The sequence below is a fragment of the Mycobacteroides sp. H003 genome (assembly GCF_001440135.1).
Classification (GTDB): domain Bacteria; phylum Actinomycetota; class Actinomycetes; order Mycobacteriales; family Mycobacteriaceae; genus Mycobacterium; species Mycobacterium gwanakae.
Genome location: NZ_LJYL01000009.1, coordinates 1002895 through 1019606, shown reverse-complemented (window position 1 = coordinate 1019606; position 16712 = coordinate 1002895). Strand labels below are relative to the sequence as shown.

The 16712-nt window shown below is 65.4% G+C and carries 12 protein-coding genes and 1 tRNA gene; 5 read left to right on the top strand and 8 right to left on the bottom strand.

Annotated features, from left to right (window positions below):
- Window positions 1-128 precede the first annotated feature (128 nt).
- The 6 genes from AOT87_RS05335 to AOT87_RS05310 form a co-directional block, all read right to left on the bottom strand.
- Window positions 129-202 (bottom strand) — tRNA-Ile (locus AOT87_RS05335).
- Window positions 203-252: 50 nt separating this feature from the next.
- Complete coding sequence (locus AOT87_RS05330) at window positions 253-1803, bottom strand: DUF4173 domain-containing protein (RefSeq protein WP_057968906.1); 1551 nt, start codon at window positions 1801-1803, stop codon at window positions 253-255.
- The gene (locus AOT87_RS05325; RefSeq protein WP_057968907.1) at window positions 1800-2816 is read right to left on the bottom strand and encodes a HAMP domain-containing sensor histidine kinase; all 1017 of its coding nucleotides are present in this window, start codon (window positions 2814-2816) and stop codon (window positions 1800-1802) included. The genes AOT87_RS05330 and AOT87_RS05325 overlap by 4 nt, the downstream gene beginning before the upstream one ends.
- Window positions 2813-3475 carry a response regulator transcription factor gene (locus tag AOT87_RS05320; protein WP_057968913.1) on the bottom strand — a complete coding sequence of 221 codons (663 nt, stop codon included), beginning with the start codon at window positions 3473-3475 and terminating at the stop codon, window positions 2813-2815. The genes AOT87_RS05325 and AOT87_RS05320 overlap by 4 nt, the downstream gene beginning before the upstream one ends.
- 164 nt (window positions 3476-3639) lie before the next feature.
- Window positions 3640-5016 carry a metallopeptidase TldD-related protein gene (locus tag AOT87_RS05315; RefSeq protein ID WP_057968908.1) on the bottom strand — a complete coding sequence of 459 codons (1377 nt, stop codon included), beginning with the start codon at window positions 5014-5016 and terminating at the stop codon, window positions 3640-3642.
- Complete coding sequence (locus AOT87_RS05310; protein WP_057968909.1) at window positions 5013-6527, bottom strand: TldD/PmbA family protein; 1515 nt, start codon at window positions 6525-6527, stop codon at window positions 5013-5015. Before AOT87_RS05310 ends, AOT87_RS05315 begins: the two co-directional genes overlap by 4 nt.
- A gap of 53 nt (window positions 6528-6580) precedes the next feature.
- Between AOT87_RS05310 and AOT87_RS05305 the strand changes: the two genes are divergently transcribed.
- The 5 genes from AOT87_RS05305 to AOT87_RS05285 all read left to right on the top strand — a co-directional run bounded on the left by AOT87_RS05305 (window position 6581) and on the right by AOT87_RS05285 (window position 13295).
- Complete coding sequence (locus tag AOT87_RS05305) at window positions 6581-7447, top strand: sugar ABC transporter permease (RefSeq protein ID WP_057968910.1); 867 nt, start codon at window positions 6581-6583, stop codon at window positions 7445-7447.
- Window positions 7434-8249, top strand: coding sequence for a carbohydrate ABC transporter permease (locus AOT87_RS05300; RefSeq protein ID WP_057968911.1), 816 nt, complete (start codon window positions 7434-7436; stop codon window positions 8247-8249). The genes AOT87_RS05305 and AOT87_RS05300 overlap by 14 nt, the downstream gene beginning before the upstream one ends.
- Window positions 8249-9511 (top strand): extracellular solute-binding protein, encoded by a 1263-nt coding sequence (locus AOT87_RS05295; protein ID WP_057968912.1) that lies wholly within the window; start codon window positions 8249-8251, stop codon window positions 9509-9511. The genes AOT87_RS05300 and AOT87_RS05295 overlap by 1 nt, the downstream gene beginning before the upstream one ends.
- A 604-nt stretch (window positions 9512-10115) precedes the next feature.
- The gene (locus AOT87_RS05290) at window positions 10116-11096 is read left to right on the top strand and encodes a hypothetical protein (protein WP_057969495.1); all 981 of its coding nucleotides are present in this window, start codon (window positions 10116-10118) and stop codon (window positions 11094-11096) included.
- Window positions 11097-11153: 57 nt separating this feature from the next.
- Window positions 11154-13295 (top strand): hypothetical protein, encoded by a 2142-nt coding sequence (locus tag AOT87_RS05285; protein WP_057969491.1) that lies wholly within the window; start codon window positions 11154-11156, stop codon window positions 13293-13295.
- A gap of 606 nt (window positions 13296-13901) precedes the next feature.
- On the opposite strand, the gene AOT87_RS05270 is transcribed toward AOT87_RS05285, so the two are convergent.
- A complete protein-coding gene (locus AOT87_RS05270) occupies window positions 13902-14708 on the bottom strand; it encodes an energy-coupling factor transporter transmembrane protein EcfT (RefSeq protein WP_057968566.1) in 807 nt (268 codons plus the stop codon).
- Window positions 14705-16705, bottom strand: a complete 2001-nt coding sequence (locus tag AOT87_RS05265) for an ATP-binding cassette domain-containing protein (RefSeq protein WP_081343213.1) — start codon at window positions 16703-16705, stop codon at window positions 14705-14707. The genes AOT87_RS05270 and AOT87_RS05265 overlap by 4 nt, the downstream gene beginning before the upstream one ends.
- Window positions 16706-16712 lie beyond the last annotated feature (7 nt).

Genomic DNA, 16712 nt, shown 5'->3' with positions numbered 1-16712 from the left:
AGTTGGCCAGTTTGACCTTCTGGGCCAGACACTCCTCGACTCCAGCAGCTGACTTATCACCGAGGGCCTATCCCGCTGAGTAAATCGGCAGAATTCATAAGCGCAGCCAACTCAAAATGGCTTCCTTGTAGGGCGGGCGGGGCTCGAACCCGCGACCAATGGATTATGAGTCCACGGCTCTAACCAACTGAGCTACCGCCCCTAGCAGGTCACGACTCTAGCCGATCCCCCGCCACACCCCTGAAAGCCAGGTCACCTACCGCCGCGATCCACGTTGCACGACGCTGCCTTGACCTCAGCGGCCCGAACCTTCGCCCGGCTCATGTTGTACTCGTACCAGGGCGCTGTCTCCCGCAGGTGATACGCAATCTTGCCCTGTACACAGTCCCGCACGTCGTCGGGCAGCGACTTCGTCGCCGCGAATGCATCCGACGACAAGCTCCCCATGTACCACTGATCGATCTTGCCGGTCTGCTGGAAGAATTCGACGTTGCGCTGCGCGATATAGCTTTCTGGGTTGAAGATGGCCAACCCGAGCATCCCGAACGAGCCGACCGCCACCACGGCGGTGGGCAGCCACCGCGCACTCATCCGAATCCCCGCCACCAGGATCAGCACCAACACGATGGCCATGCCCAGCTCGATCCAGCGCACCAGCAGCCGCTCCACGCTAAACCCGTACGCCTTCTCGTACAACGACATCCGGTGAATGGCCGAGGCCACGATCACCAGCGTGGTCAGGCACAGCCCACCGATCAGCACCCGCAGGAACAGCCGGTCACGCGCATCCTCGCGCCCCGCGACGCGGATCGCCACCGCGATCACTCCCATCACCAAGATGGTGACGAACAGCAGCTGCCAAAAGCCCTGGCGCGCATACTCCGCGTAGGTCAACCCCTCAGTGACCTGCACGTGCTCATCTCCCCCGAACAGCACCGAGATCTGCACGCCCACAAAGGCGATGAACAGCAGATTCAGCGCGGCCAACGGCAGGCTCCACTCCCAGCGCGGCAGCTTCTTGGGCTCCGTCGGCGCCAACCGATCAAAGCTCGGCGGCACGGACAGCACGTAGATGGCGGCCAAGGCGAAGGCGCCTACCAGCACGCCGACGATGACCCGCCCGATCACCTCCCCGAAGGACACGAACGGCAGTACCCCGCTGATCAGCGCTCTGAATCGCGCATCGGCGTCGGCCAGCAGCGCCCCGAATGCCGCCACCAGGCCGAGCGTGATCAGCACGACGATGGCCGCCCGGTCCGGGTTGATCTTGCGGCCGCGTGACATCGTGCGGCTGCCGCGGCGCATCCACCCCGCCACCCGGAACGGCGTCCTCAGCATCACGAACTGCCCGTAGATCAAGCCTGTCCACGTCCGCGCCGGTGCCAGCGCGTAGACGAAAAGCGCCAGCGAGGTCAGGACACTCAGGGCAACAAGCCATTCCGCGTCCCGCACGGTCGGCACCACCGCCAGACACAGCGCCAGCACCAGGGCGCCGATGCGCGTCGGCGTCCACTGCACCTTCTGCGTCGCGAAGGCGGCGAGCGCCACCGCGAACGCGGTCAGCGTCCAGCCCAAGCCCGGAAGCGAGGAGCGCCAGCACAGGGCCGCGACCAGCCCGGCCCCTACCCCGCCGAGCAGCGCACCTTGGGTCATCTTCGAACGGATATCCCGTGGCCAGGCCGTCATAAACCGCGTCGGCGGCCCGAAGATCGGCACCGGCGGGCGCGGCACGGGCGGCACTGCGGCCTCGGCCGGCGCCCCCGGAATCGGATACGGCGGCGGCACTATCGAACCTGTGGTCATGAATTCCCCTCCTCGTTGTCGTACTGCGGCAATGTGACCCGCACCCGGCAGCCGGGCGCGTCCACGATTTCGATGCGGCCGCCATGCAAATCGACGGCCCACTGCGCGATGGCAAGCCCCAAACCGGTGCCGCCGTCGCGCGATCCCCCGTGGGTGAATCGTTCGAACACTCGTGATCTTTCGTGCGGTGCGATACCGGGCCCGGTGTCGGCGACCTCCAGCAGCAGCGCGTCGTTCTCGGTACGCGCGAACACCGACACCTGTCCCCCGGGCGGGCTGTGCCGGGATGCGTTGTCCAGCAAGTTGGCCACCACCTGATGCAAGCGGGCGGTATCGGCGACAGCTTGCAAGTCGAATGGCTCGACCGTCACGTGATAGCGCACCTGACGTCCAGTGGTCTTGGCCTCGGCCACCGCGCCATCGACGAACTCACGCACCCCGAACGGTTCGCGTTGCACCGGAACCGATCCGTTCTCGAGTTTGGACAGATCAAGTAGGTCGTCCACGAGCCGGCCCAGCCGTTCGGTCTGCGCCAGTGCGGTTTTCAGTGTCGCCGGGTCAGGCTCGGCCACCCCGTCAACAATGTTCTCCAGCACCGCCTGCAGTGCCGTGATCGGTGTGCGCAGCTCGTGGGAGACATTGCCGACCAACTCACGCCGGTACTTCTCGGCGGACTGCAACTCGGCGGCCATGTGGTTGAAAGCCGTTGCCAGCTGGCCTACTTCATCGCGTGAGGTCGAGCGAATCCGGCGCGAGTAGTCGCCCTGGGCCATCGAGCGCGCCGCCGCCGTCATGTCCCGCAGCGGCGAGGTCATACCGTGCGCCAGAAACCACGTCACCCCGAAGGACACGAACAGCGCCAGCGTGAGCGCATACCGCAGCTTCCATTCGGCGGTGATCCAGAGCAGGCAGGTGGCGATCAGCAGCGCCACCCCCACCAGCACCGCCGTCTTGAACTTGAAGGAGCGCAACGGATCCAGCGGGCGCGGCAGCAGTTCCAGCAGTGGGCTCATCGCGGTACCTCCAGCGCGTATCCGATGCCGTGCACGGTGCGGATCAGCTCTTGGCCGAGCTTGCGGCGCAATGCCTTGATGTGGCTGTCGACGGTGCGCTGGCCCGACGGCAGCCCTTCGCTCCAGCCCCACACCTGATCGAGCAGGCGCTCGCGGCTTATCGCCACTCGCGGGTTATCGGCCAGGTAGGCCAGCAGATCGAACTCGGTGCGGGTCAGGTGCACCTCGTCGTCGCGGTGATAGACGCGGCGCTCGGAGACGTCGATGCGCACCTGCCCGATCCGCACATCGGTGCTCGGCGCCGCGACGCGTTCGGTGCGGCGCAACAGCGCGGCCACCCGCGCCACCAGCACCCGCATGCTGAACGGTTTGGGCAGATAGTCGTCGGCACCCACGCCTAGCCCCACCAGCATGTCGGTCTCGGTGCCGCGCGCGGTGAGCATCAGCACCGGGATCGGGGCGTGCGCCTGTACCTGGCGGCAGACCTCCAGGCCGTCGAGCCCGGGCAGCATGACATCCAGCACCATCAGGTCCGGCGGGTTCTCGCGGCAATGCCGCACCGCGTCCAGGCCGTTGTCCTCGGTGTCTACGGCGTACCCCTCGGCGCGCAGCCGCGCGGAAATGGACGCACAGATCGTTGGCTCGTCGTCGACAACCAAGATTCTTCGCTGGCCTTGCACATGAACAGCCTATTTGACGGTTGTGGTGATCGCTGGAGCCTTTTGTGAAGGTTCTGTGGAGGTAGCTGCCCGCCGAGACCGAGGTTGTGGCGCGGATGTGCGAGACGAATCCGCCACAACCTCGGTGTGGAGGAGCGGACCCCCTACTGCGCGGCGCTGACCGAGGACATGTGGAAGTCCGGGATCCGCAGCGCGGGCATGGCCTGACGGGTCGCGTAATCGCTCCACTCGCGCGGCAGCGTGTATTCGGTGACACCCACCTGCGTCACCCGCCGCAGCAGATCGATCGGGCTCTCGTTGAACCGGAAGTTGTTCACGGCGCCGGTGATCTGCCCGTCGCGCACCAGGTACACCCCGTCACGGGTGAGCCCGGTCAGCAGCAGCGTCGTCGGGTCGACCTCGCGGATGTACCAGAGCGTGGTCAGCAGCAGCCCGTTCTCGGTCGCGGCGATCATCTCTTCCAGCGTCGCGCCGCCTTCGCCGGTCATGATGAGGTTGTCGGCGCCCACCGTGGGGGCGGCACCGAACTCGGCGGCATCGGCACGCGAGTAGCTCAGCGCGTTGATCACGCCATCGCGCACCCAGTCGACACGCCCGATGCCGACACCATTGTCGAAGACCGACAACGATTCCCGCGAAATCGGGGTCGCCACAAACGGGCTGCTTTCCAGCCCCGGGTACGACGGGTCCGAGTACACCGTGACCGGCAGCTCGGTGAGCCGCTCCCCGAGCCGGGTGCCGCCCGGCGCCGCGAAGGCGTTGCGTCCCTCGTGCGCGCCGCGCCCACCCATGGTCCACACCAGGTATTGCATGAGGTCGCCGGTCGCCGACGGCGGCAGCAGCGTCTCGTAGCGACCGGCCTTGAGCTCGATCTGATTCTGTGCGGCCGTCAGCCGTTCATTGAGCTGGCGCAGCAGCGATTCGGTCGGCACATCGACGAACTCGGGGGTGCACACCCCGGCCCAGGCGCTGCCCACTCCGCGTTTGGCGTTGATCTCCACCTGGCCGGTGGGCTGGGTGAACCTGCGGCGCAGCCCGGTCGACGAGGCCAGGAATGTGGTCTGGCGTTCATGGCGGGCGTATCCGTACAGGGTGTCGGGGCCGTCGAAGCCCATCGACAAGTCGGCCGCCAGAGACCCGAACACGTCGGCGCCAGTCGGTGAGATCGCCGCGTCCCAGTTCTCCCCTGCCGCATCGCCGGGGCCCAGCAGTGGCATGGCATCACGCGACGGTGGCGCCGAGGCGGCCTCAGCCTGGCTGGCCGCCACCAGCTCCGCGAGTGCGGCGGGATCGGCGTCCTCGGTGAGCACCGAGCCGACCCGGGTCTGATCGCCTTGCCGCAGAATCGATACCACCGCGATGCTGCGCTTGACCGACTCGCCGTTGGTGGTCATGGAGCTGCCCGCCCAGCGCAGCGAGGCCTCGCTGCTGTCCTGGATCAAGACGATGGTGTCGTCGGCGCCGCCGCGTCGCGCGGCTTCGGCCAGGACATCCTCGGCGACCTGCTGTGCGGGGATCACGCGGCACCACCTTCCTGCTTGGTGTTCAGAATATTCACGCCGCGGAACAGCGCCGACGGGCAGCCGTGGCTGACCGCCGCCACCTGTCCGGGCTGGGCCTTGCCGCAGTTGAACGCTCCGCCCAGGCGCCAGGTCGATTGGCCGCCAACGGCTTCCATTGAACTCCAGAAGTCGGTGGTGGTGGCCTGGTAGGCGACGTCGCGCAGCTGGCCGTCCAGCTTGCCGCCGCGGATGCGGTAGAACCGCTGACCGGTGAACTGGAAGTTGTAGCGCTGCATATCGATTGACCATGACTTGTCGCCGACGATGTAGATGCCATCTTCGACTCCGGAGATCAGGTCGTCGGTCGAGCGCTCCTCCGGGGAGGGCTGCAGCGACACATTGGCCATCCGCTGGATCGGCACATGGTGCGGCGAGTCGGCGTACGAGCAGCCGTTGGAACGCTCCTGGCCCAGCCGGGGCGCGAACACGCGGTCCAGCTGGTAGCCGACAAAGATGCCGTCGCGCACCAGATCCCAACGCTGTGAGGCCACCCCCTCGTCGTCGTATCCGACCGAGGCCAGGCCGTGGACCTCGTTACGGTCGGCGGTGACGTTCATGACGGGCGAGCCGTACTTCATGGTGCCGAGCTTGTCCGGGGTGGCGAACGAGGTGCCCGCATAGGCGGCCTCATAGCCGATGGCCCTGTCGTATTCGGTGGCGTGGCCGATGGATTCGTGGATGGTCAGCCACAGGTTGGTGGGGTCGATCACCAGGTCGGTGCGGCCGGCGACGACGCTGGGCGCCTTCACCTTCTCGGTGAGCAGCTCGGGGATCTCACGCAGCTCGGTGCTCCAGTCCCACACGCCGTCGCTGCCGATGGCCTCCCAGCCGCGGCCCATCGGCGGGGCCAGGGTGCGCATCGTCTCGAAGGATCCGGTGGCGGCGTCAACGGCGATCGCGTCCAGCTGCGACATGACCCGGACGCGCTGCTGGGTGATGGACGAGCCGAACGTGTCGGCGTAGAAGGTCTGCTCCTTGACCGCCGTCAGCGACGCCGAGGCGTGGTCCACCCCGTCGGAGGCCAGCAGCCGGGCCGAATACTCCTGCAGCACCGCGATCTTGTCGGCCTGCGGCACTCCGAACGGGTCGATCTCGTACTCGGACACCCACTGGACGTCGGCGTAGACAGGCTCATCGGCCAGCTCGACACACTCGCGGTTCAGGCTGCGCAGCCCGCGTGCGACGGCCACGGCCCGGCGCGCGGTGTCGGCGGCCGCGGTGGTGTCGAGCTGCACATGCGAGGCGAATCCCCAGGTGCCGTCGACGATCACCCGCACCGCCAGACCGATGGTGCGTCCGGACACCGCGGTCTCGACCTGCTCGTCGCGCAGCATCAGCTCTTCGTTGATGAGTCGATGGATGCGCAGATCGGCATAGCTGGCGCCGGCGGCGCGCGCCGCGTTCAGGGCAGCGTCGGCGAGTTCAGCGCGAGGTAGCGCCAGGAATTCGGAATCTACGGACCGAGTCACGCGCTCAACCGTACCTATGCCACACCGGTGGCGGCGCGCGGTTTAATGTCCCCGTGAGTAGGTCGCGGCAGACAGCCGTCGCATATGGGCTGCTGGCCCCCAGCCTGTTCGGGGTTGCGGCGTTTCTCCTGCTGCCGATCCTGGTGGTGGCGTGGCTGAGCCTGTGCCGCTGGGATCTGCTGGGCCCCATCGAGTTCGTCGGCCTGGACAACTGGCGTTCGGTGCTCACCGACGGCGCCTTTGGGCACTCCCTGCTGGTGACGCTGCTCTTTGTGGCGCTGGTGATTCCGGTGCAGACCGTGCTCGGTCTGGCCGCGGCGACGCTGTTGGTGCGCGGCCTGCCCGGCACCGTGCTGTTCCGCACCATCTACGTCATCCCGTGGATCTGCGCGCCGCTGGCCATCGGCGTGCTGTGGCATTGGATGCTCGCGCCCACCGATGGCGCCATCAACACACTGCTCGGGCAGCGCATCGAATGGCTCACCGATCCCTCGCTGGCACTGCCGGTGGTGGCGGCGGTCAGCGTGTGGACGAACGTCGGTTACGTGGCGCTGTTCTTCATGGCGGGTCTGCTGGCCATCCCGGGCGATGTGCACAACGCGGCCCGGGTGGACGGCGCGACGGCCTGGCAGCGGTTCCGCCGCATCACGCTGCCGATGCTGCGGCCCACGTTCTTCTTCGTTCTGGTCACCGGGGTGGTGAGCGCGGTGCAGACCTTCGACACCGTGTACGCGCTCACCGGCGGCGGCCCGCAGAACCGTACGGACCTGGCCGCGCACCGCGTGTATGCCGAGGCATTCGAGTCCGCCCATGTCGGGCGTTCGGCCGCCATGTCGCTGATCCTTTTCCTGATCTTGGTCGCCGTCACGGTGATTCAGCACCGCTACTTCAGGACGCGGGTGAGCTATGACCTGGTCTAGGAATGCGCTCGTCTATCTCCTGTTGATCCTGGGCGCAGCCCTCACGCTCGGGCCGTTCCTGTTCGCCCTGTCGGCATCGCTAAAGACGACGCGGCAGTTCTCTGCCGAATCCCCGCTGGCTCCGCCGAATCCGTTCACCATCGCCAACTACACCGGGCTGGCCGACGCCGGGTTCGGGCGCGCGGCGCTGGTGACGGTGTTGATGACGGCGATCATCGTGATCGGCCAACTGACGTTCTCAGTCCTAGCCGCGTATGCCTTTGCACGGCTGCAGTTCCCGGGGCGCGACGGACTGTTCTGGGTGTATCTGGCCACCCTGATGATTCCGGCGACGGTGACCGTGGTGCCGATGTATCTGATGCTGACGCAGGTAGGGCTGCGGAACACGTTCTGGGCATTGGTCATCCCGTTCATATTCGGATCGCCCTACGCCATCTTCCTGCTGCGTGAACACTTCCGCACCATCCCCAACGACCTGATCCGTGCGGCACGCCTGGACGGCGCGAACACGCTCGACATCCTGTGGCATGTGGTGGTGCCGGTCAGCAGACCCATCCTGATCACGCTGACCCTCATCACCGTGGTCTCCCAGTGGAACAACTTCATGTGGCCGTTGGTGATCACCAGCGGCGGCAACTGGCGGGTGCTCACCGTGGCCACGGCCGGGCTGCAATCGCAGTTCAACGCGCAGTGGCCGATCGTGATGGCGGCGACCACCGTGGCGATCGTGCCGTTGGTGATCCTGTTCATCGCGTTCCAGAAGTACATCGTCCGTTCCATCACCTTGAGCGGACTCAAGTGATGAAGTCCTCGACCCGCGCGGCCTTGGTCCTTGGCCTGGTAACGCTGCTGCTCTTCGGAATTGCGGTCTGGCTCGGCATTCCGAAGACCGCTCACGGCAGAACGGTGGTCACCGTCCGGGTGTGGGATGAGCAGGTGGCCAAGGCCTACCGCAGCTCATTCGACGAGTTCAGTCGACGCAATCCCGACGTCCAGGTCGCCGTCACCGTCACCTCGTACGCGAGTTACTTCAACAGCCTGCGCACCGATGTGGCCGGGCACGGGGCCGACGACATCTTCTGGCTTAGTAACGCCTATCTTTCCGATTACGCCGACACCGCTAATCTCACGCCCATTGAGCCGCAGGCGGACTGGGACCCGTCGGTCGTCGCCCAATTCACCCGCAGCGGCAAGCTGTGGGGCGTACCCCAGCTCAGCGATGCCGGGATTGCGCTGTACTACAACAAGAACCTGCTCGACGAGGCGCAGGTGGACCCGGCCGAGCTCGCCGAGCTGCGCTGGGACGCCGACCCCACGGTCGACACCCTGCGTCCGATGCTGCACCGGCTCACCGGGCCCGGGCATTGGGGGTACAACGCCGCCAACGACTTACAGGGCATCTACCTGAACTACCTGGGATCAGCGGGCGCCGTCTTCCAGAAGGACGACAGGTTCGCGTTCGCCAACCCGCTGGCCGAGATGGCGTTCACGTACCTGGTCGATCTCATCAACGTCGACAAGGTGGCCCCGTCGGCGGCCGATACCAACGCCAACAACGACTTCTCACGTAACCAATTTCTCCAGGGGCGGATGGCGCTGTTTCAGTCGGGCACCTACAACCTGGCACAGATCCAGGCCAACGCGACCTTTCCGTGGGGTGTGGCGATGATGCCAGCGGGGCCGCAGGGCCGGGTCAGCGTCACCAACGGCATTGTGGCCGCCGCCAATTCGTCCTCACCGCACCCCGAGGCGACCAAACGCACGCTGGCCTGGATGGGCAGCGCGGACGGGAATTCTTTTCTCGGCCGCAGCGGCTCGGCCATTCCCGCGGTCTTGACCGCACGTGAGCCGTACTTTCAGCACTGGGCGGGCAAGGGCGTCGACGTCGCACCGTTCTTCCAGGTTCTCGAAGGTCAGCAGATCGCGGCTCCGGGCGGGCAGGGATTCGGGGCCGGATTCGCCGCGCTGAAGCCGTATTTCGCCGAGATGTTCCTGGGCCGCCTGGATGTGCACACCGCACTGCAACAAGCGCAGCAGGCGGCGAACAACGCACTGGAGAAGTAGCGCCGCGCAGAGCGTGCTGCGTTTCTGAACTTGCCCGAATCAGGCCCTCGCTGGACGAGAATCGCAAGAATATGGTTCCACCCATGGTTTCACAGCTAACCCACAAAACGTAGGGCTGATAACGCGCGGGTGTCACCGCAATGAATCCCAGACGATGACCAAAGTTTGACTCGCCCGGATGTTCCAACTACGGGCCGAACCACTACAGATCTCATCCATACTTAACCATGTAGAGCGTCAAGACCCCTTGAAGAGGAATTATATGGTTACACCATCGGTTGACGGGTTAACTACAAGACTTGTACTGTGACAGGTAGCCGCCGGCGGGCAATCACGGCGTAGCAATATCACACGTTTCGGGGAGTTAGGGGGCCTGGTGGAGGGGCAGTCTGCAATGACGCGCAGTCGCCAGGGAAGCAGGTCCGTGGCTATCTCATCTACGGTCAACCCAGGCCACCGTCCCGGCTCGTCTCCGCGTAGGCCATGGCCTCTCACGATGTTTGCCATTGCGGCGATACTCGCCGCCACAGGCTCGCTTGGGGTTGTTCAAGCTGTGGCGGATCCGCAGCCGGGTCCACCGCCGCCGGCACCGCAGCGGCCGGGCGTGGTGCAGCCGAATGACCCACCGCGGGTGGCTCCGATCGGTGGTGCGCGAGTATCCAGTTCAACCCCACAAGGTGAAGGTCCAGGCAACGGTGCGCCGTTGGCGGCGGGTCGCGAGCGTAGCGTGGCGGCTCTCCCGCCAGTCGTGACCGACGGGATCCACGCCGCGACTGCGTGGCCGGGCAAGTCGATCGTGATCCATCTTCCGAATGAACGGGAACTGACGGCAGCCAATTGGGGCGATGGTGGTGCTGCCGCCTACGGTTCGGGGCCGGTCGACTATGTGGCGATCCCAGATGCTGGCGGCGGTGTTGATATCCGGATGGTGCGCAAGAGCTTCATTTCCCCCAGCGATTTCTCATTGGGCGTTCGGGTTCCGGACGGCACGCATCTGCGTCAGGCAGGCCAAGCCGTCGTAGTCGAGACCGATGCTTCCCCTGGTAAGCCTCCGGCGATTATTGGAGCGTTCAGCATCCCCGAGGCTCGTGACGGTGCCGGGAACGCTATTGCGGTGAGCCCGTCGATCGGGACAAGTTACCTGTATCAGCAGTCATCCTTGGACCTGAACGTGGGGCAGGTGGGGCTGCTGAATTTCCCGGTGACGATCAGTGTGGCTTATCGCGTCACCACCTCAGCTCCCCCGATCGCTCAGGGTGACCCGGGGCCCAAGCGGCCACCGGTTGCGGATGCACGATGTGTCTCGGGTCCGACCGAGTTCCGGAGTGGCGATAACCCCAGTGGTGCCGCGGATTTCACATCGTCGTGCGGCCGGTTGGCGGCCTGTATGAGTGCCGTGCCAGCCCGAACGAGCGCGCTGACATGTGAGAACACGTTCATGGCGGATCTGTCCAGTGCATGCGTAAGCGCATTTGGACATGACGGGCCAGATTACGAGGCCTGTCTGTCGGCGGCCAATGGACACACCCGCTGGGCCAAGGAAAACATGCTCCCCGGTGGCGCCATACCTACAGCGAGAAATTGATATGTCCAGTTCTGCAACGAATTTCACCCAGCCAGTCTTCGGAGAAGAGGTTAGGCGATGAAAAACGCCTCACGCGATAACACGGAGCCAGTCACCGACACACTGCCTGCTGCCGCGAGTACAGCGCCGCGACTGGCTGGCTTTGCTGCCGGCATCATCGGTGCCGCGCTGACTGTCGCAGGTGTGTGGGGTCTGCACATGCTGACTCCCGGTGGCGGCACCGCAGGGGCAGTCGGCTGGGTTGTGCTGTTGTTGGCGGCGTTCACAGCCCTAGGCAAGGGAATCACCCTGCTGCGCCGCGCGTTGGCCCCGATCAGCGCTGCGCTGTCCGCATCGGTCGCCGGTGTACCGCCGACTGCCCGCGCGCTGACTGGGATCATCGTTGGCTCAGCCGGTATTTGGTGGGTGATGCGAGGGTATGTCGCTAGCTGGTGGGGCCAGGCCACCGGCACCCGCTCGGAGTGGACGCTTGTCTTAGGGCTGGTGCAAATAGCGGTCATCACCATCGCCGGCGCCCTACTGTTCGGCGGCGCCAAAGCCCTCGCGAGCCTCCTCTTGTCGAATTCCGGTGCCCGCCAACGCGCCGGCAGTGAGCAGACCAACAGCCAGGAGCGGTGGGCTAACTGGTGGTCCAGCCATCCCGGTCTAGGTCTGACGCTACTCGCCGGCGGCACAGCGTTGGTGCTGCTATCGGGCTACATCGTGCCCAGAGTGAGCAGCTGGCTGACCGGTCCCGACCCGATGGCAGCACTTGCCGCGATCGTGGCCATCTTGACCGTTGCGTTCTTGGCTAACACCTGGTGGTGGCACGCCCTGAGCGGTTGGTGGCAGTGGGTACACACCCCACACACTCCCGGCGGCGGTGCCACCCCGATGGGGCAGATCTATGCCGGGGCCGGAATTGTTGCGCTGCTGTTCTTCTCGGCCACCGGGTTCGGCCTAGCCACTCCCGACTCGTACACCGGCCCCGGCGCCGCGCCGCTGGCGCGGGCCGCCTGCCCGCCCGACTGCGGCGGCAGCCCGGGCGGCAATGACGGCCCGCCCGGAGGCGGACAGATGTTCCAGCCCCCACAGATGCCTGGGCAGATGCCCGACTACTCCGGTGGCATCAACTCCGGGCAACCGGCCTTGGACCAGAACAACGGCGTATCGATTTACAACCCGTCCACCGGACAGGGCGCAGCCCCCCAACAAGGCGGGTACTCGGCGCAGCAGCAAGAAATGCCGGGCCCACCCCGCAACGGCGAACCCCTACCCAACTACGGACCGTGGCAGCCCGATGCGCAACCTCCCGCCCAAGCACCAGCGCAGCAGCCTCCCGTGCAGCAAGCACCGCAGGCACCGCAAGCGCCACAGCAGCCAGCTGGACAGCAGCCGGTGCAGCAAGCACCCATCCAGCAACCGGGGCAGTCGCCTCAGAACCCCGCAGGACAACAGCCCGGTCAGCAAGCCCCGCAGCAGCCCGGCCAAACACAGCCGGGTCAGCAGCAGCCGCAAAACCCTGCGAATCGACAGAGTCCGCAACAACCGCAGAAGCAGCCCGAAACCCCGAGGAAGAACCCGATCGATCCGACGGACCTTGCAACTGCGGCAACACGTCGCGGCGGGCAACAAGCTGGTCAGCAGGCCGCTCAGCAGGCGGGCCAACAAGCCACGCAGCAGGCGACACAACAGACCACACAGCAAGCAACCCAGCAAGCCACGCAACAGGCGACGCAGCAGACGAAAGCCGATCCGGCGATTCCGAAACAGGCAGCCGATGCCACTCAAGGAATGCTGAAGGGTGGGCAAGCGGTAAACGACAGCACCGAAGGCCTTGTCAAGGCGAATGAATGGGTGGAAAAGGAAGCCAAGAAAGCTGGGCAAGGGATTGCCGAAGATGCGACCAAAGTCATCTCCAAGATCGGAAGGGTGACTCCCGTCGTGGGCCCAGCCCTTGATGTCGTGTCGGGCCTTGTCGATTATGGAAGCGGAACTCCCGGCGGCGATGCGGCCGCGAAGGCAGTTGCATCTGCGTTTGGCTCCGCAGTTGGAGGCTTCATTGGCGGCTTTGCGGGACCGCTTGCACCCGTGGCCGTTCCAGCACTGGCAGCTGTGGGCGGCATGGTTTCTGAAAAGTATCTGACGCCCGCGTTTAAGGCCGCTGGAGAAGCAATAGGATCTGGAGCGAAGTCCGCATGGAATTGGCTCACCTCATAACCGTTGGACGGAGATATTGGTCATGAGTACTGCAGTACTTATAGTTGTTTTCCTTCTTGGAGCCGTTCTATCGATTCTTTACAGCGCGAAAATCGAAAGCGGAGTTCACGACATCGGAAACTTCTCCATGTATGTGTCTATGACTCTGTTGGCAGCGATTCCCCTCTGGGTGCTGCTACCGAGTGCTAGAAATCGTTACATCGTATTGTGCGTCGCCCTCGTCTTGATTGTCCGGACGGGATATAAATGGGTGCAAAACGGTAGGAAGTTCCGCGCGCAGTGAATTTGCAACTAGTCGGCATCGCGATAGCCGGGATCAGCCTCATCGGGTTTGCGATCACGTGGAGCTTAGAAAAGACACTACCAGCCATTGTGTTGGGATTGGCAAGCATAGTGGGAGCCCTCGTTATGCTCTACCCCAAGTACGGACTGTCGATGAAAGTCTCCCTCGTCGTTGTTGCCATATTTGTCGCATTTTGTGTACTCGCAAGTATCAATCGTTACCTTCAACGACATGCCGTGGGATGGGCTATGGCGTTTTGGGACAAACTGCGGAGGAGATAGCGATCCGGCGTGGTGGGCTGAACCATCACCTCCGCGTTCGCGCTACAGCACCTCGAACAACACGACGGCCGTTCCGACCGCGATGAGTACCAGCAGGGCCACGGCGTCCCAACGGCCTGGCCGGTGCGGATGCGCCGCGATCTGCCCGCTGCCACCGCGCGCGGTGATGGCATCGCCCATTTCGGAGGCACGCCGCAGCGCGACGGTGATGGCCGCGGTCAGCATGTCGACCACCTCGGCCACCCAGCCCAGCCCGCGCCTGCCCTCACGCACCTGGGGCGGACGCAGCCTGCGGGCCGCGATGAGAACCCGGAACTCGTCCGACAACATGGGGAACGAACGCAGCGCCAACGCCAGCGTGGCGGCACGCTCGTCGACGGGAATTCCGAAGACCTTCAACGGGCGCCCCAATAGCGCCACCGCGGGCGCGATCTCGGAGACATTGGTGGTCCACGACACCATGGCTCCCGTGCCGAGCAGCACAATCGCCACGGCGGTCGTGCGCGCCACCGCCAGCACACCGTGGAATCCGATGGTGAGTCCACCGATATGCCAGAACGGCGGCCCGCCACTGAAGAACACCGTGAGGCTGCCACCGATCACCAGCGCCAGCATCCAGATCGGGATGGTGGGCACCGCACCGCGCGGGATGTGGGCCAGCCACGCGGTAATGATCACCAGAGCCGCCACCGCGCCGATCACCGTCCAGGTGGGAAACAATGTCAGCAGCACCGAGATGAGGAAGACGGCAATAAGTTTGGTGCCGGCCCACAACCTATGGATCGGGGAGGTACCGGGGACCGGGCGCAGCAGAACCACCGGGCGGCGCGGTGCACGTGTCGTCGTCATGAGCGGCTCCCCGAGCTCACCGATTCGGGCAGCAGCACCCCGGACTGCAGATGCACCGTGCGCGGACACAGCTCCTGCATGCCATCGAAGTCGTGCGAGATGACCACGATGGTGAGCCGTTCGCGCTCGCGTACCTGAACCAGCAGCCGCAGCAGACCCGCCTGCGACTCGGCATCTAGACCCGCGAGTGGCTCGTCAAGAATCAGGGCGCGCGGCGAACGCGCCAGCAGCCCGGCCAGCACCACCCGGCGCATCTGGCCGCCGCTGAGCTGATCGATGGGACGCTTGATCAGGTCTGCTTCGAGCCCGACGCTGGCCAGCGCAGCCACGATGCGGTCGGTATTGCGGACGGAAAATCCTGCCGCCGAAGCTATTTCGTAGTCGACGCGGCTGCGCAACAGCTGCAACCGGGCGGCCTGAAAGCTGATGGCCACCGACCCGACCTGATCGGAGACCGGCTTACCGTCCAGCAGGCACTGCCCCGAGGTTGGTTTGGTGAGGCCGGCGGCAATCCAGGCCAGCGTCGACTTGCCCGAGCCGTTGCCGCCATGGATGAGCACACCGTCGCCCTCGTGCACCGCCAGCGACACGTCGTGCAATGCCGTTTTCGCCCAGGGTGTTCCGCTGGCGTACTGGTGTGCGACGGAATCGAACTCGAGAACAACGGGCGACTCGGTATCGGGCCGCGCGGCCGTGCTGGTGGGCACCGGCACCGTCTGAATCGCGGTGGTCGCCGTCTTGCCGTTGACCGCCCGCAGCGCGATCTCGCGGTCCGCGGCGGCAGCCTCGGACTGGAAATGGGTGATGTGCACCAGTGACATCTGGTGCTGATCGGTGAGGCGGGACAGCACGCCCAGCAGATCCTCGCGCCCCTTCGGGTCGACCATGCTGGTGATCTCGTCGGCCACCAGCAGTGCGGGGTCGCGCGCCAGGGCCGAGGCCACCGCCAGACGTTGCAGCTCCCCGCCCGACAGTGAGGAGGTGCTGTGCTCGGCCATCCCCTCCAGACCGACTTCGCGCAGCAGGCCCTCGATGTCGACGTCGTGATCGGCGGGCAGACCCCACACCACGTCGTCGGCGACCTTGGTGCCCAGCACCTGACTTTCGGGGTGCTGCATGACGATTGCAGTGCCGCCGATGGCGCCGAGCCCCACCGAGCCCGGCCGCTCGATCTCCCCCGACGTGGGTTCACGCCCGGCCAGGATGCGCATCAAGGTGCTCTTGCCCGAACCGTTGGGCCCGGTAATCGCGACATGCTCGCCGACTTCGATGCTCATCGAAAGTGGCGCCAAGGCATCGGATTCACCACGCGGATAACGGAATCGCACATCGTGTAAGCGCGCGGGCACCGGACCCACAGCACCGGCCAGCGTCGGTGGATCAAGCTGGTGCACATCAGGAATCACGGCCAGGCGCTTGATCACGCGAGAGAGCACCCACCAGCCGAACAACGCGTTAAACAGGACGAACACGAAAACGATGCCACCGATGAACCACACCCAGTTGCGCATCGCGAAGTCGATGGCATTCGTCGCATTCACACCCACGGGCTCCAGGTGCGGGATGTGGCCGATCATCTTGAACAGGCCCTCCAGCGAGGCGCGCAGGGCATCGAAGAGCAGGGTGCGCATCCGGTTCAGCAGAGCCAGCGCACCGACTGCCAAACCAGCGATGATCGCGCTGCAGATAACCCCGAGCACCGTCAACAGGGGCATGCCGTGTCCGCGTCGGCGCACTACGCCGGTGAGTCCACCGATGTAGACGCAGTTGCCCATGGCGATCAAACCGCCGAGCCCGGCAAGCAGGAAGGCGATGACGCCGCCGGCCACGGCGGCGGCCAGCAGCACCCGCACGCGGTAGCGATAGCCGAGCAGCCCCATGGGTACGGCGCCGAGTAGCTGGACGGCGCCCAAGATCGGCAGGGCAACCCCGACGATGACCATGGCGGCGGTGAGCGCGGCCATGACGGCCGCCTGCGCCAACTCATCGGGTTTCAGCGGCACC